The 20,069-nt window shown below is 73.8% G+C and carries 14 protein-coding genes; 8 read left to right on the top strand and 6 right to left on the bottom strand.

What is annotated here, in order from left to right:
* Positions 1–18 precede the first annotated feature (18 nt).
* From ACGF3C_RS15430 to mptB (ACGF3C_RS15410), 5 genes are read left to right on the top strand one after another with little or no spacing between them, the layout of a single operon-like run.
* Positions 19–786 carry a type 1 glutamine amidotransferase gene (locus tag ACGF3C_RS15430; protein WP_357234081.1) on the top strand — a complete coding sequence of 256 codons (768 nt, stop codon included), beginning with the start codon at positions 19–21 and terminating at the stop codon, positions 784–786.
* A complete protein-coding gene (locus ACGF3C_RS15425) occupies positions 786–3,884 on the top strand; it encodes a bifunctional [glutamine synthetase] adenylyltransferase/[glutamine synthetase]-adenylyl-L-tyrosine phosphorylase (RefSeq protein WP_393222321.1) in 3,099 nt (1,032 codons plus the stop codon). Before ACGF3C_RS15430 ends, ACGF3C_RS15425 begins: the two co-directional genes overlap by 1 nt.
* Positions 3,877–5,496: a hypothetical protein gene (locus ACGF3C_RS15420; protein WP_393222318.1), complete on the top strand. Its 1,620-nt coding sequence runs from the start codon at positions 3,877–3,879 to the stop codon at positions 5,494–5,496. Before ACGF3C_RS15425 ends, ACGF3C_RS15420 begins: the two co-directional genes overlap by 8 nt.
* A 39-nt stretch (positions 5,497–5,535) precedes the next feature.
* A complete protein-coding gene (mptB, locus tag ACGF3C_RS15415; RefSeq protein WP_393222315.1) occupies positions 5,536–6,945 on the top strand; it encodes a polyprenol phosphomannose-dependent alpha 1,6 mannosyltransferase MptB in 1,410 nt (469 codons plus the stop codon).
* 14 nt (positions 6,946–6,959) lie between these two features.
* Positions 6,960–8,531, top strand: a complete 1,572-nt coding sequence (gene mptB, locus ACGF3C_RS15410) for a polyprenol phosphomannose-dependent alpha 1,6 mannosyltransferase MptB (protein WP_393222312.1) — start codon at positions 6,960–6,962, stop codon at positions 8,529–8,531.
* 110 nt (positions 8,532–8,641) lie between these two features.
* On the opposite strand, the gene ACGF3C_RS15405 is transcribed toward mptB (ACGF3C_RS15410), so the two are convergent.
* The 3 genes from ACGF3C_RS15405 to glnA form a co-directional block, all read right to left on the bottom strand.
* Positions 8,642–9,625, bottom strand: coding sequence for a hypothetical protein (locus ACGF3C_RS15405; RefSeq protein WP_393222309.1), 984 nt, complete (start codon positions 9,623–9,625; stop codon positions 8,642–8,644).
* Entirely contained in the window at positions 9,622–9,987 is a 366-nt protein-coding gene (locus ACGF3C_RS15400) for a PadR family transcriptional regulator (RefSeq protein WP_393222306.1), read from the bottom strand. Before ACGF3C_RS15400 ends, ACGF3C_RS15405 begins: the two co-directional genes overlap by 4 nt.
* 106 nt (positions 9,988–10,093) lie before the next feature.
* Positions 10,094–11,518, bottom strand: a complete 1,425-nt coding sequence (gene glnA / locus ACGF3C_RS15395; RefSeq protein WP_355007781.1) for a type I glutamate--ammonia ligase — start codon at positions 11,516–11,518, stop codon at positions 10,094–10,096.
* A 262-nt stretch (positions 11,519–11,780) separates the two neighbouring features.
* On the opposite strand from glnA, the gene ACGF3C_RS15390 reads away from it, so the two are divergent.
* Positions 11,781–12,179, top strand: coding sequence for an RDD family protein (locus ACGF3C_RS15390; protein ID WP_357231084.1), 399 nt, complete (start codon positions 11,781–11,783; stop codon positions 12,177–12,179).
* Positions 12,180–12,779: 600 nt separating this feature from the next.
* Here ACGF3C_RS15390 and ACGF3C_RS15385 read toward each other — a convergent pair.
* On the bottom strand, positions 12,780–13,466 hold the full coding sequence (locus tag ACGF3C_RS15385; protein ID WP_145779624.1) for a DUF4191 domain-containing protein: 687 nt from the start codon (positions 13,464–13,466) through the stop codon (positions 12,780–12,782).
* A gap of 207 nt (positions 13,467–13,673) precedes the next feature.
* Between ACGF3C_RS15385 and ACGF3C_RS15380 the strand changes: the two genes are divergently transcribed.
* Both ACGF3C_RS15380 and ACGF3C_RS15375 read left to right on the top strand, forming a co-directional pair.
* Positions 13,674–13,844: a hypothetical protein gene (locus tag ACGF3C_RS15380; RefSeq protein WP_167362519.1), complete on the top strand. Its 171-nt coding sequence runs from the start codon at positions 13,674–13,676 to the stop codon at positions 13,842–13,844.
* On the top strand, positions 13,841–16,906 hold the full coding sequence (locus ACGF3C_RS15375) for an AAA family ATPase (RefSeq protein WP_393222300.1): 3,066 nt from the start codon (positions 13,841–13,843) through the stop codon (positions 16,904–16,906). Before ACGF3C_RS15380 ends, ACGF3C_RS15375 begins: the two co-directional genes overlap by 4 nt.
* Here ACGF3C_RS15375 and ACGF3C_RS15370 read toward each other — a convergent pair.
* Positions 16,891–18,609, bottom strand: a complete 1,719-nt coding sequence (locus ACGF3C_RS15370; RefSeq protein WP_393222297.1) for a hypothetical protein — start codon at positions 18,607–18,609, stop codon at positions 16,891–16,893. The genes ACGF3C_RS15375 and ACGF3C_RS15370 overlap by 16 nt on opposite strands.
* 53 nt (positions 18,610–18,662) lie before the next feature.
* Positions 18,663–19,658 carry a lipoyl synthase gene (lipA, locus tag ACGF3C_RS15365; protein WP_355007777.1) on the bottom strand — a complete coding sequence of 332 codons (996 nt, stop codon included), beginning with the start codon at positions 19,656–19,658 and terminating at the stop codon, positions 18,663–18,665.
* Between the last annotated feature and the right edge of the window lie 411 nt (positions 19,659–20,069).

Below are 20,069 nucleotides of genomic sequence, written 5' to 3'. Positions count from 1 at the left end.
ACCGGCTAGCCTCGACGGGTGGCAACCGCGCTGGTGATCGAGAACGACCCGACGGACGACGCGCGCCGGCTGGGTGAGTGGCTGACCGAGGCTGGGCTGGAGCTGTGGGTGGTGCGTCCGCACGCCGGCGACGAACTCCCCGCCGACCTGGAGGGGTACGCGGCGCTGGTGGTGCTCGGCGGCGACCAACAGGCGTACCCGTTGCCGGACGGCTCGCCCGGCGCGCCCTGGTTTCCCGCCGTGGAGGGCCTGCTGCGCAAGGCGGTCCGGTACCGGGTGCCGACCCTGGCGGTCTGCCTGGGCGCGCAGCTGCTCGCCACCGCACACGCCGGGTTGGTGGAGCGCAGCCCGTCCGGGCCGGAGATCGGCCCCGGCGTGGTCGGGCGGCGCGACGCCGCCGAGAACGACCCGCTGTTCCGGTACGTGCCGCTGATCCCGGACGTGCTCCAGTGGCACGCCGACGAGATCACCGAGCTGCCTCGGGGCGCTACCCTGCTGGCCGCCTCCACCCGCTACCCGCATCAGGCGTTCCGCCTCGGTGACCGGGCGTGGGGGTTGCAGTTCCACATCGAGTGCGACGCCGCGATGATCGCCGACTGGGCCACCGACTCGGTCCAACTCGCCGAGCTGGGCTACGACCCGGAGCTGGTCGTCGCGGCCTGCGCCTCGGTGCTGGCCGACGTCGAGGAGGTCTGGCAGCCGTTCGCCGCCCGGTTCGCCGCGCTGGCCCTCGGCGAGTTGGACGACAGCACGACGCGGCGCGGCCTGCCGCTGCTCGGGCACTGATGAGCCGGCCGACCAGGGCGTCGGGCCGACTGGCCCGGTACGGCTTCGGCACCGCCGAAGGCGATGGTGGCGCGCGCGCCGCGGACCTGCTCGGCCCGGAGGGGCTGCGACTGTGGCGGCCGGTCGAGCAGGAGCCGGTCGACGAGACCGCAGCGGAGCTGCTCTCCGCGCTGTCCCGGGCCGCCGACCCGGACCTGGCGCTGCGCCAACTGCACCGCATCGTGGAGGCCGAGGGCCGCACACTCGCAGGCAGCGCCGAGGGCCGCACCGCAGGCCGCGCCGACCGCCGCCCGCCCGCAGGTGGCGCCGAGGCCAGTACCACCGCAGGCGGCACCGAATCACCGCTGCTCGCGGACGTGCACGCCGATCCCGGACTGCGGCGGCGGCTGATCGCGGTGCTCGGCGCGTCGGCGGCGCTCGGCGACCACCTGGTGGCCCACCCCGAGCACTACCGGGCGCTGCGGACCGCAGCGGACGGGCTCGCCCCGGTCGCCGAGGGGCGGCTGGAGCCGGCCGACGGCGGTAACCCGGTGGCGGCGCTGCGGACCGCGTACCGCCTGGCGTTGTTGCGGATCGCGGCGGCCGACCTGACCGGCGGTCGCGGCCTGGAGCAGACCATGGCCGCGCTCTCCGCGCTGGCCGACGCGACGCTGTCCGCGGCGTACGAGATCGCGGTCGCGGAGCTGGCGGAGGGGACCGAGCGGCCCCGACTCGCGGTCGTGGCGATGGGCAAGTGCGGCGGCGGCGAACTGAACTACGTCTCCGACGTGGACGTCATCTTCGTGGCCGCCGAGGACGCCGACCTGCCCGCCGCGACCCAGGTGGCGACCCGGTTGATCTCCATCTGCGGGCTGGTCGCCTGGCCGGTGGACGCCGCGCTGCGGCCCGAGGGCAGCCGCGGCCCGCTGGTGCGGACCCTCGCCAGCCACCTGGCCTACTACCGGCGGTGGGCGCGCACCTGGGAGTTCCAGGCGCTGCTCAAGGCCCGCCCGGCCGCCGGGGACCTGCCGCTGGCCCAGGAGTGGATCGACCAGCTCGCGCCGCTGGTCTGGCGGGCTGCCGAGCGGCCCGAGGCGGTCGAGGACGTCCGCGCCATGCGCCGCCGGATCATCGACCACATCCCGCCGAAGGAGCTGGAGCGCGAGATCAAGCGCGGTCCGGGCGGGCTGCGCGACATCGAGTTCGCCGTCCAGTTGCTGCAACTCGTGCACGGTCGCGGCGACGAGACGCTGCGTCCGCCCGGCACCATCCCGGCGTTGCGCGCGCTCGTCGCCGGCGGCTACGTCGGTCGGGCCGACGGCGAGGCCCTGCTGCGCGGCTACCGCTTCCTGCGCGGCGTCGAGCACCGGCTGCAACTCCAGGGCCTGCGTCGTACGCACACGGTGCCCGCCGAGCCGGGCGCGCTGCGCTGGCTCGCCGCCGCGCTGGGTTTCACGGCCGCGCCGGGGCGCAGCGCCGTGGAGAGCTTCCGGGCCGAGTGGGTCACCCACGCCACCGAGGTACGCCGACTGCACGCCAAACTGCTCTACCGGCCGCTGCTGGAGTCGGTGGCCCGGGTTCCGGCCGACGGGTTGCGGCTCACCCCGGAGGCGGCCAGGAACCGCCTGGAGATCCTCGGCTTCGCCGACCCGGCCGGGGCGTTGCGCCACCTCCAGGCGCTCACCGGCGGGGTGAGCCGTACGGCGGCCATCCAGCGCACACTGCTGCCGGTGCTGCTCAGCGAGTTCGCCGACGCGCCGGAGCCGGACCGGGGGCTGCTCAACTACCGCAAGGTCTCCGACAAGCTGGGCAGCACCCCCTGGTATCTGCGGCTGCTGCGCGACGGCGGCCCGGTCGCCCGTCGGCTGGCCCGGGTCCTCGCACTGTCCCGGTACGTCGCCGACCTGCTCGCCCGCGACCCGGAGGCGCTGCGGCTGCTGGCCGAGGAGAACGAGCTGGCGCCCCGCGCGTCCGAGGTACTGCGGGAGGGGTTCCTGGCGGCGGCGGCCCGGCACACCGATCCGGTCGAGGCCACCAGCGCGGTGCGCGCGCTGCGACGTCGCGAACTGGTCCGGGTGGCCTGCGCCGATCTGCTCTGCCGGGCCGGCGCGCTCGCGCCCAGCCCCACCCGGGCGGACGGCGCGAACCGGCCCGCCCGCAAACTGTCCGACATCACCGAGGTGGGTACGGCGCTCGCCGACGTCACCGACGCCACCCTGGCCGCCGCGCTGCGGGCCGCTCGGGCCAGCCAACCGGCACCGGCGGGGCTGCGGTTCGCGGTGATCGGCATGGGCCGGCTCGGCGGGTACGAGTCGAACTACCTCTCCGACGCCGACGTGCTCTTCGTCTACGACCCGCCCCCGGGCACCAGCGAGAGCGCCGCCAGCGCGGCCGCGCACGCCGTCGCCGAGGAGCTGCGCCGGCTGCTCGGCGTACCCGCCCCCGACCCGCCGCTGGGCGTCGACGCCGACCTGCGTCCGGAGGGCCGCCAGGGCCCGCTGGTCCGCAGCCTCGCCGCGTACGCCGCGTACTACGCCCGCTGGTCGCGGGTGTGGGAGGCGCAGGCACTGCTGCGCGCCCGGTTCGTCTGCGGCGATGCCGACCTGGGCACCGAGTTCGAGGCGATGATCGAGCCGGTGCGCTACCCGGCCGACGGGCTGACCCGCGAGCAGGTCGTCGAGATCCGGCGGATCAAGGCCCGGGTGGAGACCGAACGGCTGCCTCGTGGCGCCGACCCGGCCACCCACACCAAGCTGGGTCGCGGTGGGCTCGCCGACGTGGAGTGGGCTGTGCAACTCGTCCAGCTCCGGCACGCCGGCGCGATCCCGGAGCTGCGCGGCACGCGTACCCTCGACGCCCTCGCGGCGGCCGAGCGGGCCGGCCTGATCGACCCGGCGGACGCCGCGGAGATGGCCGCCGGTTGGGCCCTGGCCGCGCAGGTCCGCAACGCGTTGATGCTGGTCCGGGGTCGGGCCGGCGACCAGCTGCCCCGGCACGGGGTGGAGTTGGCCGGGGTGGCCCGGCTGCTCGGCCGCGACGACCCGGGGGAGTTCCTCGACGAGTACCTGCGCACCGGCCGCCGCTCCCGCGCCGCTGCCGAACGGGTCCTCGATGCCTGACGCGTCGCCGCCCGCGACCGGGCGGAGCGTCGCGGGCTGGGCGGCGGCGACCGGGGTGGCATTGCTGCTCGCCGTCGCGTTCCTCCTCGCTCCACCGATGGGCACCGACCTCGCCGCCCAGGTGGCGCGTGCCGGGTTCACCGAGCGGTACGGGGCCGCGCCGGTCGATTTCGGCTGGTACGGCGGCGTCAACCAGTACGGCTACAGCCTCTTCACGGCCAGGTTGGGCACCCTGATCGGGGTGCGTCCGCTGGGGGCGGTCGCCGCCGTGGTCGGCGCGGGCGCGCTGGGTTGGCTGTTCACCCGCAACCGGGCCCGCCGACCGCTGCTGGCCGGCGTCCTCGGCGCGGTGGTGCTGGTCGGCAACCTGGCCAGCGGTCGGATCACCTTCGCGGTCGGGCTGGCGTTCGGGCTGCTGGCGCTCTGCGCGGTCAGCGCGGAACGCCCACCGCGCTGGCTCCGGCTGACGCTCGCCGCCGTCTGCGCCGCCCTGGCGACGGCGGCCAGCCCGGTCGCCGGCCTGTTCACCGGGCTGGCCGGCGCGGCGCTGCTGCTCAGCGCCCTGCGCACCGGTGACGGGCCGGGCCGCCGGCTTCCCGGAGGCTGGCGGGCCGACCGACCACTGGCCGAGGGGTTCGTCCTGGCAGTGGCGCCCGCCGTCACGCTCGCCCCGATGGCGTTCGTCTTCGGCAACGGCGGCACCCAGCCGTACTCGGCCGAGTCGATGCGCATCAACGTCGCGCTCGCGGTGCTGGTGGCGGTCGTGCTGCCGCGTCGCCGCCGGGTGCTGCGCGTTGGCGCGGCGCTCACCGTGCTGCTGCTGATCGGGGCGTACTACGTGCCCAGCCCGATCGGTTCCAACGCGCTGCGACTGCCGATGCTGTTCGCCCTGCCCGTGCTGGCCGGGTACGCCGCCCTGCCGGGGCCGTGGCTGGCCGGGTTGCTCGCCGCGACCGTGTGGTGGCAGTCGCCGGTGATGATCAGCGACGTGACCCGGGCCGGCGCCCCGGAGAGCGCCGAAAGTTTCTACCAACCGCTCGTCGCCGAACTCGACAGGCGGCAGCCGGCCGGGCGGGTCGAGGTGGTGCCGCTGCGCGACCACTGGGAGTCCGCGTACCTTCCGCCGACCGTGCCACTGGCCCGGGGTTGGGAACGCCAGGTCGACAGCGACCGCAACGCGCTGTTCTACGACGGCAGCCTGAGCGCGCAGACGTACGAGAAGTGGCTACGGCACGAGGCGGTGAGCTACGTGGTGCTCGCCCCGGACGCACCCGCCGACCGGTGGGGCCGCGACGAGGCCGCGCTGATCCGTGGTGGCCTGCCGTACCTGCGGGAGGTCTGGCGTGACCCGACCTGGCGGATGTACGCCGTGGTCGATCCGACCCCGCTGGTCGGTGCCCCGGGTCGACTCGTCACCGCCGACCGCGGCGCGGTCCGGCTGACCGCCACGCCCGGGGACGTGCCGGTCCGGGTGCGCTGGTCGCGCTGGCTCACACTGAGCGGCCCGGACGGCTGTCTGCGACCGGGCGCGGACGGGTGGACCGAGGTGCGAATCCGCGCCGCCGGCGACTACTCGATCTCCAGTGGGCTGGCACCGACGCGCCACTGCTGACCGTGCCTGCCGTCGGCCTCCCACCGACGGGCTGGCAGCATGTCCGGCGTGCCTTCCCACCTCGCGCGCTGGACCGGCCTGGCCGGCTCGATGCTGCTCGCGCTGTCCGCCTTCCTCGGCGGCGCGTTTCCCGGCGGCCCCCTGCGCAGCACCCCGGTCAGCATCTGGCAGGGGCCCAACGGCCCGCTGATCCTCGCCGCCTGGCTGGTCGGCACCGGCCTGATGGCGTACGCCTGGTGGGCGCTACGTGACGGGGGACCCTCGACGCGCTGGGCCCTGGTCACCGTCGGGCTCTGGCTGCTGCCGTTGCTGATCGCACCGCCGTTCGGCAGCCGGGACGTGTACGCGTACGCCTGCCAGGGCGCCAGCTTCGTCGGCGGCCTCAGCCCGTACGAGCAGGGTGTCTCCGCGCTGCCCTGCCCCTGGCTGGACACGGTCTCGGTCATCTGGCGCGACACCCCGGCGCCGTACGGGCCGCTGTTCGTGCTCGTCGCGGGCGCCGTGGTCAAGGCCACCGGGTCGCTGACCGCCAGCATCGTGCTGTTCCGTGCGCTGTCGCTGGTCGGCGTCGTCCTCACCGCGTGGGCACTGCCGGCGCTGGCGCGTCGGGCCGGTGTGCCGGCGAAGCGGGCGGTGTGGCTGGCGTTGGGTTCCCCGCTGGTCGCCGCGCACCTGATCGGTGGCCCGCACAACGACGTGCTGATGCTCGCCGCGTTGGTCGGTGGGCTGGCCGTGGTGGCGGCGCACCCGGGCCGGCGCGGAATGCTGCTGGTCGGCGGGCTCCTCCTCGGGGTCGCGGTGGCGATCAAGGTGACCGCCGTGGTGGTGGTGCCGTTCGCCGCGCTGGCCGCCACCGCCGGGCCGTACCGGATCCGCACGCTGATCCGCGACGGCGGCTGGGTGGTCGGCGGCACCGTAGCCACAGTGGTCGGCGTGACCGTCCTCGGTGGGCTGGACTTCGGTTGGATCGGCGGGCTGTCCCAGGGTGGCGCCGCCATCGCCTGGACGTCCCCGTCGACCGCGGTGGGGCAGACTGTCGGTTACGTCGCGGCGCTGTTCGGTGGTCACATCGACGCGCTCCCGGTCACTCGCGGAATCGCCGTGGTCCTCCTGGCGGTGCTACTCGTCTGGCTCTGGTGGCGGGCCCGTACCCGCGACCCGCTGTACCACGCCGGCCTCGCGCTCGCCCTCACCGTCGCGCTCGCCCCCGTCGTGCACCCCTGGTACTGGACCTGGCCGCTGTTCGTGCTCGCGGCCACCGCCCAGCGGACCAGATGGTTCACAGTGGTCGCCCTGGTCGCGTCCTTCCTGGTGCTGCCCGACGGCACCGGGCTGCCCCGGTACACCAAGACGGTCGGGGCGCCGCTGATGACGCTGTTGGTGATCGTGCTGGTCATCCGGTTGGTACGGTCGGCTCGGGCGGCCCGTCAGCCGGTCGCCGCCGACTGAGGGAAGGTGCGCCGGTGACCGCTCCCGGTGCCTCTCTCTCCCGGTACGCCGGCCTGTTCGGGGCGGTTCTGCTCGCCGTGGCCGGATACCTCGGTGGGGCACTGCCCGACGCCCCGCTGGGCGTGACACCCGCGTCGATCTGGCGGACCCCGGACGGCCCGGCGACGCTGACCTGCTGGCTGATCGGCACCGTGCTGCTGGTCGGGGCGTGGTGGTCACTGCGCGAGGGTGCGCCGTCGACCCGTTGGGCGTACGTCACCGCCGGGCTGTGGGCGCTACCGCTGCTGCTCGCGCCACCGCTGGGCAGCCGGGACGTCTACTCGTACGCCTGCCAGGGCTGGACGTACGCGCACGGCGTCGACCCGTACACAGTGGGGGTGGCGGCTGCGGGCTGCCCCTGGCTGGACACCGTGGCACCGATCTGGCGGGACACCCCGGCACCGTACGGTCCGGTCTTCGTCCTGCTCGCGGCCCTCGCCGTCGGCCTCGGCGGCGGGCTCACCGGGACCATCGTGGCGCTGCGCGTGATCGCCGTGGCAGGGCTGCTGCTGGCCGCGCTCTGCCTTCCCGCTCTGGCCCGGGCGGCCGGGGTGCCGGCCCGGCGGGCGGTCTGGTTGGCGCTGGCCGGTCCCCTGGTCGGCGTACACCTGGTGGCCGGCTCGCACAACGACGCCGTGATGCTGGGCCTGCTGCTGTGTGGACTGCTGGTAGTGGTCCGGCGACCAGGTCGGCCGGCGGCGCTGCTGCTGGCCGGAACGCTGCTCGGGCTGGCCGTCACGGTGAAGGCCAGCGCCGCGGTGGTGGTGCCGTTCGCGGTGCTGGCCGGGATGCCCGACCAGCACACCGTTCGGGCACTGCTGCGCCACGCTGGATGGCTGGCCGGAGGGCTGCTCGCCGCGCTGCTGGTCACCTCCGCGGTGTCCGGCCTCGGCTTCGGCTGGGTGGGCGGGCTGACCCACAGTGGCGACTCGGAGCAGTGGACGTCGCCACCCACCGCCGTGGGATTCGTGGCCGACTACGCCGGCGCGCTGGTCGGCCGGGACCCGCAGGCGGTGCCGGTGGTCCGAGCGGTCGCGCTGCTGCTGCTCGTCGGGGTGCTGCTGGTGCTCTGGTGGCGGGCCTGGCGAACCCTGCGCGGACTGAACGACGTCGCAGCTCATCGGGGTGGGTCCGTCGACGAGTTCCAGTGTCCCGAGGCGGGACGTTCCGGGGTCGCGGGTCACGAGGTGGCTGCTCGCGTGGGGGCGTCTCCCGGTGGCACACCCTCGGGGTTCGCGCGCCCTGAGCGTGGGTGTCCTCCGGTGGTGCGGTCCCGGGTGGCGCTGCACGGCGCGGCGTTGGCACTGGTCGCCACCGTCGTCCTGTCCCCGGTCTTCCACCCCTGGTACGCGACCTGGCCGCTGGCGCTGCTCGCGCTCACCGCCGCCCGTACGACGTGGTTCGTGCTGCCCACCGCTGCGGCAGCCTTCCTCGCCCTGCCCGACGGCACCAACCTGGCCCGCGTCACCAAGGCACCCGGTGCCCTGGCGATGACCGCCCTGCTCCTGACCGTGCTCCTCCGCACCGCCCGCCGTGGACGCCGTTGATCATGAGGTTGCGGGTGCAGTTCGGACGCAGCGCCTCGCCAACCTCATGATCGTCAGCGTCGGGCGGGACGGGGCCCGGCGGGGCGGGGCGGGGTTGAGGGGGTGGGGGGCTAGGCTCGCGCGCCGCAGGTGGGGCAGGGCTGGGTTGAGGGCTGGGGGGTGGAGGCCCGGCGAGAGCGGAACAGGACGCTCAGGAACAGTACGGCGGGACCGGCGAGCGCGACGGCGACAGCGGTCACTGCCAGCTCCGCGAAGGTGACGGCGCCCTGTGCCGCGCCGAAGTTGTCAGCCAGGCCGGGCACCGCCAGGAAGCCGGCGGGAGTGAGCAGTGTGACGAGCGCCCAGCCGCCGCGGGTGTCCCCGCCCAGTGCCAGCCCCATGGCCAACAGTGCCCCGACGGCCAGCATCAGTCCGCCGACGGACGGCAGGAAGATCTCCAGGGTGGCGCCGTAGTAGCTGCCGACCGCATCCAGGCCCACCAGGAACTCCGTCGCCAGCACCGCCAACAGCGCGGACAGCGCCGGCGCGAGGCGGATCGCCCGGGACGGTCGATCGGGCAGGGCGAGCCCCAGCAGGCCCAGGACCACCTGCGGCAGCAGCACCATCAGCGGCGGTCGGAGTGCGTCGAGCGCCGCGGCCACCGGTGGCAGCGCGATCGTGAGCACCAGCGCGAGGGTGATGGCCCACCGGGCGGCCCGGCTCGGCGCGACGGCGATCACCACCGCCGCCAGCAGCCATGCCGCCCACGTGACGACACCGAGCGAGACGAACGGGCCGACGTGGGGGACGCCCCACTCGGCGGGCGGCGGGTGCAGCTCTGCCGTACCCCAGACACCGGCCAGGGCGCTGGCGGTGACCAGGGCCAGCAGCGCCGCGAGGCGTACCCCGGGGATCAGGTCGGTGACGCCCGCGGCCCGCAGCCGCTGGCGGAGGCCGCCGCGCACCAGGTCCGCGGCGTCCGCCGGCGTCGGCCAGCGTTGGTCAAGGGCGGCCAGGTCGAGGTAGGTGCCGACGATTTCGGCGCCGCGGGCGCGCCGGTAGTCGGCGGGGTACGCGCGCAGCAGCCGGAGGTAGCGGCGTTCCAGGTCGTTCATGCCAAGCCTCCGGCCGTGCGTGGGGTGACCGGGAGGGCGGCGCGAGTCCGCTTGGACAGCCGGGCGGTGGCGGCGTCGACGTTGCGGCGCAGCCGCTCGGTCTCGGTACTCAACGTGGTCTCACCAGCGCGGGAGAGGCGGTAGTAGCGGCGCAGTCGGCCGTCCACCACCTCCTCCCGGTCGACCTCGACGAGGCCGGTGTCGACCAGCCGGTCGAGCGCACCGTAGAGCGTCCCGGGGCGTAGCGACACGCGGTTGTCGGAGAGGGCGGCGACCTCACCGATCAGCCCGTAGCCGTGCATCGGCTGGGCGGCCAGCGCGGTGAGGATCAGGAAGGTCGGTTCGCGCAGAGGCGTGTCCACCGGAGCAATATATCGGACGCGAAGGTATGTCGGGGGGTGGCACACAGCGAGCCGGGCCGGCTCCGCGGTGAGCGGAGCCGGCCCGGCCGGTGTTTCGAGCGACTGCTCAGCAGTCGTAGTACATGGCGAACTCGTGCGGGGTCGGTCGCAGACGCACCGGGTCGACCTCGTTGGCGCGCTTCCAGTCGACCCAGGTGGAGATCAGGTCGGGGGTGAAGACGCCGCCGTCGAGCAGGTAGTCGTGGTCGGCCTCCAGCGAGTCGAGCACTGCCGACAGCGAGCCCGGCACCTGCTTGACGTCGCCCCACTCCTCCGGCGGGAGGTCGTAGAGGTCCTTGTCGATCGGCGTCGGCGGCTCCATCTTGCTCTTGATGCCGTCCAGGCCGGCCATCATCATGGCCGAGAAGGCCAGGTAGACGTTGGCCGACGGGTCCGGGACGCGGAACTCGACGCGCTTGGCCTTGGCGTTGCTGCCGGTCACCGGGATGCGGGTGCAGGCAGAGCGGTTGCGCTGCGAGTAGACCAGGTTGACCGGCGCCTCGTAGCCCGGCACCAGGCGACGGTACGAGTTGATCGTCGGGTTGGTGAAGGCCAGCAGCGACGGCGCGTGGTGCAGCAGACCGCCGATGTACCAGCGGGCCATGTCGGACAGGCCGGCGTAGCCGGTCTCGTCGTAGAACAGCGGCTCACCGTTGAGCCAGAGGCTCTGGTGGGTGTGCATGCCGGAGCCGTTGTCGCCGAACAGCGGCTTGGGCATGAACGTCGCGGTCTTGCCGTTGGCCCAGGCCTCGTTCTTCACGATGTACTTGAAGAGCTGGAGCTGGTCACCGGCGTGCAGCAGGGTGGAGAACCGGTAGTTGATCTCGGACTGGCCGGCGGTGCCCACCTCGTGGTGCGAGCGCTCCACGTTGAAGCCGGTGTCGACCAGGCGGCGCACGATCGAGTCACGCAGGTCGGCGTAGTGGTCGACCGGCGGGACGGGGAAGTAGCCGCCCTTGTACGCGGTCTTGTAACCGCGGTTGCCGCCCGGCTCTTCGCGGCCGGTGTTCCAGGCGCCCTCGATCGAGTCGATGTAGTAGAACGACTGGTGCGCCGAGGTCTCGTGGCGGATCGAGTCGAAGATGTAGAACTCCGCCTCGGCGCCGAAGTAGGCGGTGTCGGCGATGCCGCTCGCCGCCAGGTACGCCTCGGCCTTCTTCGCCACGTTGCGCGGGTCGCGGCTGTAGGCCTCGCGGGTGAACGGGTCGTGGATGAAGAAGTTGAGCGCGAGCGTCTTCTGCGCGCGGAACGGGTCGATGAACGCGGTGGCGACATCCGGGAGCAGGAGCATGTCCGACTCGTGGATCGCCTGGAAACCGCGGATCGACGAACCGTCGAACGCGAGGCCGTCGGTGAAGAGGTCGTCGTTGACGGACTCGACCGGCAGGTTGAAGTGCTGCATCACGCCGGGCAGGTCACAGAAACGAACGTCGACGAACTTCACGTCCTCGTTCTTGAGGTATCGCAGCAGTTCCTCGGGATTGGCGAACACACATCCTCCTGGCACGTCCACGGGGTGGCTAGGCTTCTGGCGACGCTAGGGCCGGGGGGTTGCCCGGCCGTGTCTCCGTTGTTTCTGCCGTGTTACGTCCCTCGCGGAGCGTCAGTGGCGCCCCGTCCACGCCTCCGGCCCGCCAGGGACGCCGTACCGACTGTGCCAGTGTAATGACATCTGATCGCTTTGGCCTGAATCGGCACACAGTGGCGGCGGCACCCGGCAAGCCCTCACCCCGGCGCGGATACCCTTGACCGCTGTGACCAATCCGCACCTCCCGGCAGCGCCGGCCACCGATCCCACCTTCACCGCGCCGAGCCTCGGTCGGCGGTTCGGGGCGCTGATCATCGACTGGGTGCTCTGCCTGCTGGTGTCCAACTTCTTCGCCGACCCGGTACGCGACGGCTGGGCCCCGGTGCTGGTGTTGGTCCTGGTGTACGGCATCTTCCTCGGCCTGTTCGCCCAGACTCCGGGCATGTTCATCACCAAGATCCGCTGTGTGAGCTGGAACGACGGCGGCCGGATCGGCGTGCTCCGGGGGCTGATCCGTGGCCTCCTGCTGGCCCTCGTCGTCCCCGCACTGATCATGGACGAGCACCGACGCGGCCTGCACGACCGAATCGCCGGCTCGGTCATCGTCGACGCCCCCCGCGCCTGACCCGACCCACGCCGAGCCCGCTCCCCGCCTCCCCGCCACCCGGCTCCCGCCGCGCGGCTCCCGGCTCCCGCCGCGCGGCTCCCGGCTCCCGCCGCGCGGCTCCCGGCTCCCGCCGCGCGGCTCCCGGCTCCCGCCACACGGCTCCCGGCTCCCGCCACCACGGCTCCCGGCAAGATCGCGCCCAATCCAGGATGTGATGGCCCCCGCTACGCACGATGCCACTACGTCAGGGACAGCGCCGTGCGTCAGTGATCGGTGCTGGCCCAGGTCGCACGGCGAGTTCCGATCCCAGGGTCGCCACTCCAGAACCCCCCGGGCCCGCGTCGATCTTGCAATTCCTGTCGCCGATATACACGAGATGCCCGCTTATGTCGCAACAGAAAGTGCAAGATCGCGGAGGAGGGGGAGCCCGGCCTCGTCGATCATGGAGTTGTGGTGCCTGGTTTGGTCTGATGCAGGCACTTTGTCACCCACCACAACTCCATGATCGACGAGGGCAGGGGAGGGCGGCGGGCGGGATGGGCGGGGCGCGTTTGACGCCACGACGCGAAAGAGCCGGACCCGTGTGGGTCCGGCTCCTTTACGCGTACACCTGGGGGGTCAGCGGCCCCGCGACTGGCGGAAGGCGCCCGGCGGCCGCATGTTCTTCGGGATCGCGCCCTTGGGCATCTGTGGCCGGGCGGTGAGCGCCTTGAGTCGCTTGTCCAGCGAGTTGACGTCCTTGCCGGAGAGGGCGCGGGGCAGGCGCAGCAGCGTGGTCCGCAGCTTGCGGATCGGCAGCTCGCCTTCCTCCTGCCCGATCACATAGTCGTGCAGGGGAGCGGAGCCGATCACCTTGGACAGCCGCCGCTTCTCCTGGCCGAGCAGGCCGCGCACCCGCTGCGGGTTGCCCTCGGCCAGCAGGATCACGCCCGGGCGGCCGATCACCAGGTGGACCATGTCCATCTGGGTGGTCGAGCTGACCGCCGGGGTCACCCGCCAGTCGCCGCGCATGTTCTCCATGATCTGCGCCGCCGCGCCGGGTTGTCCCTCGGCGGCGTTCATCATCGCCTTGTTGGACCGAAGGTTGAGCACGATCAGCACCGCGAGCAGGATGAACAGGATGCCCAGCGGCAGCCAGATCCAGCCCCAGAGGATGACCGCGACCACGGTGAGCGCGAGCGGGAGCAGCACCGCTGCGGCGACCAACGGCGCGAACCACCGGTCCTGCTTGGCGGTGAACTGGAACACCATCCCGATCTGCTTCAGCCGCTGGCCGAACGAGACCTTCTCCTGGGGCTTTGCCATGCCGCAGAGTCTAGTGGTCGCCGCCGGCCCGGTTGATCCGCGTCCGGGTGCCGGGGCAGCTGAGTACCTTACGTCGCCGTGAGCGCCCTGAGTGGCCGGGTAAGGAGGCTGTGGGCGCGGAAGATGAGGCACCGTGCCCATGCCCGAGTGGGGCCTTCGCGCGAAGAGTCGTCAGCAGAAGACGACGACGCCACGAAGGAGCCCGACATGTTCGGCAACGACGCAGATTTCCTGCTCACCCTGCACCGTACCCACGCCGCCGAGCTGCGCGCCGACGCTGCCGCCGACCGGCTCGCCCGGTCGCTGTCCCGTCCGGTCAGCCGCGGGTGGCTGGGCCGGCGCAGGCAGGCCGGTCGCACCGGCGACGCCCGCCGGTGACCGCGCTCAGCGTGGCTGCCACGTCCACCGCGCCCGGCGTGGCTGCCACGTCCACCGCGCCCGGCGGGCTGGCCGCTCGACCCGATCCGACCCCGCCGCCCGGCCGCCGGCCGATCGGCGGGGCCGGCGGGGTGGGCCGCCATGGCATGCTCGAACACGTGACCGTACGCGCCGCCAGCTCCGTCCTCGTCGGGCGCCACCGCGAGACCGTGGCACTACGAGACGCGCTGGGCCGGGCGCGGGCCGGGGAGCCGACCGCCGTGCTGGTCGGCGGCGAGGCTGGGGTGGGTAAGACCCGGCTGCTGGAGGAGTTCGCGGGCTGGGCCACCGAGGGCGCGGCGCGGGTGCTCGTCGGCCAGTGCCTGGAGCTGGGCGAGGCGGGTCTGCCGTTCGCGCCGTTCGCCGCCGCGTTGCGGGCGGTGCTCCGCGCGGACGGCCCCGAGGTCTTCGCCGGTTACGAGGCGGAGTTCGCTCCGCTCCTGCCGGAGCTGGGCCGTGCCTCCGCGGCGCTGACCACCCCGCGCGCCGTCCCGCTCAACGACGCCCCGCGCGGCTACCTGTTCGACCTGGTCGCCGAGCTGTTCCAGCGGCTGGCCGATGCTCGCCCGCTGGTCCTGATCATCGAGGACCTGCACTGGGCCGACCGTTCCACCCGCGACCTCATCGGTTTCCTCGTCCGGGCGGCGAGGCCGGGCCGGCTGCTGCTGGTCTGCACCTACCGCACCGACGAGTTGCAGCGCGGGCACCCGCTGCGCCCGTTCCTCGCCGAGCTGGATCGGGCCCGGGGTGTGGAGCGGGTCGAGCTGGCTCGCCTGGACCGCGACGGCACCGCCGCGATCCTCGCCGACCTGCTCGGCGCCGAGCCGCCCGCCCGCGCCGTCGACGACGTCCACGACCGTACCCAGGGCAACCCCTTCTTCATCGAGGAGTTGGCCGTCGCCGGTGACCCGATCGGCTGCGCGGCGCTGCCCGAGACGCTGCGTGACCTGCTGCTGGCCCGGGTGGACCGGCTTCCGGAGCCGGCGCAGCGGGTGTTGCGGATCGCGGCCGCCGGCGGCACCCGGTTCGCCCACGACCTGCTCGCCGAGGTCGCCAGGCTGCCCGAAACCGAGCTGGAGGACGCGTTACGCGCCGCCGTCGCAGCCCAGTTGGTGGTGGCCGACCGGGACGGTGACTACGAGTTCCGACACGCGCTGGTCCGCGAGGCCGTCCACGACGAGTTGTTGCCCGGTGAGCACGCCCGGCTGCACGCCCGCTTCGCCGCCGCCATCGAGGCCCAGCCGCACCTCGTCGCCGCCGGCCGGGCCCCGGCCGAGATCGCCCACCACTGGTACGCCGCGCACGACCACCCGCGCGCCCTCGTCGCCGCACGAGCCGCCGCGTGCGCCGCCGCCGACCGCTACGCGTACGCCGAGCAGCGCCGACTGCTGGAGCGGGCGCTGGAGTTGTGGGAACTGGTGCCGGACGCCGCCGACCTGCTCGGCATGGACCATCTGGCGTTGCTGGAGCAGACCCTGGCCGCGGCGGTCACGGCCGGCGACTTCAGCCGGGCCATCACGCTGACCCGGGCCGGCCTGGCCGAGGTGGACACCGACGCCGCACCGCTGCGCGCCGCCCGCCTGCTCAACCAGCGGGGTCGGCTGATGGCCCTGCTCGGCAAGAGTGACGGCCGCCGGGAGCTGGATGAGGCGTACCGGCTGGCCGCCGGCGGCCCCCGTGACGTGGCGCGGGTTCGGCTGCTCGCCGACATAGCCGCGCACATGGTCAAGATCGACCCCGGACACGCGGCCCGGGTGGCTGCCGAGGCTGCCGTGGACGGCAAGGCACTCGGCGAGGACCTGGCGCTGCTGCACACGCGGATCGCCCTGCTCTGCCACGGCGAGCGGGACCTGGAGCGGGGGTTGGCCGAGCTGAGCCAGGCTGAGGCCGTCGTCCGCGAGTCCGGAGACTCCACGGCCCTGGTGCTCGCCCGGGTGTACCAGTCCGACGTGCTCTGCGAGTTGGGCCGCTACGCCGAGTCCGCGGAGGCCGCCGAGGCCGGCGTGGCCGAGGCGCGACGGGTGGGGATCAGCCGCTCCACCGGGGCGTACCTGCTCTCCAACCGGGCTGAGGCGCTCATCGCGTTGGGTCGGTGGGACGAGGCCGAGGCGGTCTGCGGAGAGGCCGCCCGGATCGACCTGTCCGGCGTCACCAGTCTGCACTGGATCCAGTTGGGCGCCGGGCTGCGGCTGGCCCGCGCCCACCCGGGCGCCGACGAACTGGTCGACCGGGCGCTCACCTTCCTCAATCGACCGTACCTGTGGCCGAACCACCGCCTGCCCCTGCACGAGCTGGCGATCGAGGCGGCGCTGGCCGCGGACGACAAGGTCGAGGCGGTACGCGCGGCCCGCGTCGCGGTGGCCGACGAGAGCCTGCCGCGCCTGCCCCGGGAGGGTTGGCCGGTGCTCAGCGCCGCCGCGCGTACCGCGGCGCGGGTGGGTGACCGGGAGTTGGCCGCGGCGGTGGCCGCGCTCGCCACCGACCTGCCGGCGCGGCACCCGGCGGCCCGCGCGCACGCCGCCCAGGTCACCGCGCTGCTCGCGGTCGGCGACCAGGCGCTGCCGGCGTGGCGTGCGGCTGTCGACGCGTGGCGGGCCGACGGGCAGCCCTACCCGTTGGGCAGGGCGCTGCTGGCGCTGGGCGAGGCGACGGCCGCAGCCGGGGAACGCGACGAGGCGGCGACGGCGGTCACCGAGGCCACCGAGATCGGCCGGCGGCTGGGCGCGACCCCGCTGGTCGAGGCGGCCGCCACACTGGCGCGGCGGGTCGGCCTGCGCGCCGGGGGCGGGGCCGGAGCAGACCTGTTGACCGCCCGGGAGCGGGAGGTGCTGCGCCTGGTCGCTGAGGGGCACAGCAACAGCCGGATCGCCGAGCGGCTGTTCATCTCGCCGAAGACGGCGAGCGTGCACGTCTCCCGGATCATCGCGAAGCTGGGTGTGACCAACCGGGTGGAGGCCGCCGCCCTGGCCCACCGCCTCGGCCTGCTCACCGAGGCCGCCGCGCCGGATCAGCGCGGCAGGTAGATGCGCCAGCCCTCGATGGTGACCAGGTCGAGGGTGCCCGGTGTGACTCGCTGCCGTTCGTCGAGCACCTCCGCCAGGGGTGAGCCGGCCGGCGCGACCCAGGCCGGTGCCGCCGCGCTGTCCACCTCCCGCCGGTACGCGGGGTAGCGGTCGAAACCGGGGCGCAGGGTGTCGTCGACGACCGCGCAGACCACCTGCTCCGCGCTGGCGAAGGTGAGCCGGTTGCAGGTCCAGTAGCCGGCGCGCACGTGCCGTACGCCGAGCTGGCGCAGGGTGCTCACCAGGTCGGTGTGCCGGGCCTCGGCGGCCCGGGTCGCCGGGACGGTCTCCGCTGCCCGCCAGGTGGCGTGGGCCGCGGTGCCCAGCGTGGCGGCGAGCACCACCACAGCGACCGACCGGGCCAGCGTCGACCCGACGCCGCGTCGGCCGGTCGCCGCCCGACGCAGCCCGTGCCGGGCCACCGTCCACACCGGCCAGAGCAGCGCCGGCAGGGAGATGAGCAGGCAGGACAGGTAGCGGGAACTCTCCACGGGGGTGAGCCCGGCGGAACTGCTCACCGTGTACGCGCCCAGGGTGGCCACCGCGGCCAGCACGAGCGCCAGCCGTGCCGTTGCGGCCACCCGAGGCGACACCGCGTCGGGGCCCACAGCGGCAGAACCGGCAGGATCGGGTTCGCAGGTGCGCAGGGCCCGCCAGGCGGTGGCGGCGGCGATGGCCAGCAGCAGCGGCAGGGCGAGCGCCCACCACAGTTGCCAGGTGGCGCACTGACCGGGAGCGCAGAAGCCCATGCCCAGCCCGGGGCCGAGCACCAGGCCGCCGTGCAGCCGGTCCGGCCAGCCCGTGCTGGCGTTCGTACCGCTGGCCGCGAGCACGGCACGCAGCGGGTTGCGCCCGGTCAGCAGGCTGTGCAGCAGCAGCGGGGCCGCTCCCAGCACGGCCGCCGCCCCGAGCAGCGCCCCGGCGGCACCCCACAGCTCCCGGCGGCAGAACCCGACGAGGACCGCGCCGGTCGCCGCGACGTACGGCAGCACGAGCGGGTCGACCCAGACCATCAGCCCGGCCAGGAAACCCCACGCGGCCCAGCGCGCCAGCCGCCAACCGGGTCGCCCGGTGTCGGCCGTCCGCCCGTCGGGACGCTCGGTGTCGGCCGTCCGCCGCCCCGGTCGACCGGTGGCGAGATCCACTGCGAGCAGGGCCAGCGCCGCCCCGGCCGCGTTCATCTCGGGGTAACCGCCGCCGGCGATCAGCTGGTTCTTGACGATCCGGTCGGAGCCGAGGGCCAGCAGCGCCACCATCAGCAACCCGAACCACCGGTCCCCGGTCAGCCGCAGCGTCAACCGCCAAGCCAGCAGCAGGAACAGCGCGTACAGGGCCAGCGTGGGCAACCGCAGCCCGAGCAGCGACGGCCCACCGGCGAGGGCGAACACCGGCGCGGCCAGGTACGCCTCCAGCGTGCCCATGTACTGCTGGCCGTAGAACCAGACCGGGAAGCCCTCGCCCCGGGCGATGTGCAGCGCGGCCAGCCCCATGGTGGCCTCGTCGCTGTTCGTCGGCGGGGCGGCGTGCAGCAGAAGCCAGAGCCGGTAACCCACCCCGGCGAGCACCGCCAACCCGGTGAGCCAACCGACCAGGCCGGAACGCGCGCCGGGTCGCGGGCGCGGCGGGTCCGCGCCGCGCGGCTGCTCGCGTACGCCGACGGTCATCACAGGATCATGACACCCGGACGCCGAACGGCCGTGCGGCGCTGCCGGCGGGGTCAGCTGGCGGTGGCGACCGAAGCGGCGGCGCGGGCGTCGATGGCCTGCTTGTAGAGCCGGCCGGCCCGGTACGACGAACGCACCAGCGGCCCGCTCATCACCCCGGCGAAGCCGATCTCCTCGGCCTCCTCGCGCAGCTCCACGAACTCCTCCGGCTTGACCCAGCGGGTCACCGGGTGGTGCCGGGGCGAGGGGCGCAGGTACTGGGTGATGGTGATCAGCTCGCAGCCGGACTCGTGCAGGTCACGCAGCGCCTGCGAAACCTCGGCCCGCTCCTCGCCCATGCCCAGGATCAGGTTGCTCTTGGTGACCAGGCCGTCGGCGCGGGCCTGCCGGATCACGTCCAGCGAGCGGTCGTAGCGGAACGCCGGCCGGATGCGCTTGAAGATGCGCGGCACCGTCTCCACGTTGTGGGCCAGCACCTCGGGACGGGAGCTGAAGACCTCGGCCAACTGCTCGGGGACGGCGTTGAAGTCCGGGATCAGCAGCTCGACGCCGCAGCCGGGCTGCAGGGCGTGGATCTGTCGGACGGTCTCGGCGTACAGCCAGGCACCGCCGTCGGGCAGGTCGTCACGGGCGACACCGGTGATGGTGGCGTAACGCAGCCCCATCGAGACCACCGACTCGGCGACGCGACGCGGCTCGTCGGCGTCGAACTCGGCCGGCTTGCCGGTGTCGATCTGGCAGAAGTCGCAGCGCCGGGTGCACTGGTCACCACCGATGAGGAAGGTGGCCTCCCGGTCTTCCCAACATTCGTAGATGTTGGGGCAGCCGGCCTCCTGGCAGACGGTGTGCAGCCCTTCGCGCGAGACGAGCCCGCGCAACTGGGTGTACTCCGGGCCCATCTTGGCCTTGACCTTGATCCATGGCGGTTTGCGCTCGATCGGCGTCTCGGCATTACGCGCCTCGATCCGCAGCAGACGCCGCCCCTCGGGGGCCGCCGTTGCGGTGCGCGCTGCCTGGCCGGTCGTCGGCGCGGAGTGCTCGATCGTCACGAAAATGAGCCTACGCCGGACGGCGGGTGTCTATGTGCGTCAGGCGACCGGCGTCACGCCCCGAACGTTGTGACGCCGGACACCGGGGTGTCGAAAATGTGCGTCACACGAGCGGGATTCGGGTGCTACGGTCACCGCCAACAGCGACGACGGAGCCGAGTAGCCCCCGACCCGCCAGTGCAGAGAGCCGCCGGTGCTGAGAGGCGGTCTGGCACCGGGGCGCGAAGACCCTCCCGAGCTGCGGGAAGAACGGCCGCGGGCCCCTCGCGCCCAGTAGAGCCCGCCCGGCTGGCCCCGGTCATCAGGCGACGAACGAGGTCCCCGCTCCGGCGGGGGCGAAGGTGTGGTGGCACCGCGAGGTTCCCGCTCGCCCACACCTCCCTGGGGCTGATGCGACGCTTTCGCCACCCC

Origin of the sequence: Micromonospora sp. NPDC047762 (genome assembly GCF_043204655.1) — a bacterium.
Lineage (GTDB): Bacteria > Actinomycetota > Actinomycetes > Mycobacteriales > Micromonosporaceae > Micromonospora.
Note: the sequence above shows the minus strand (reverse complement) of the source record. Positions and strands in the feature narration are given on the sequence as shown.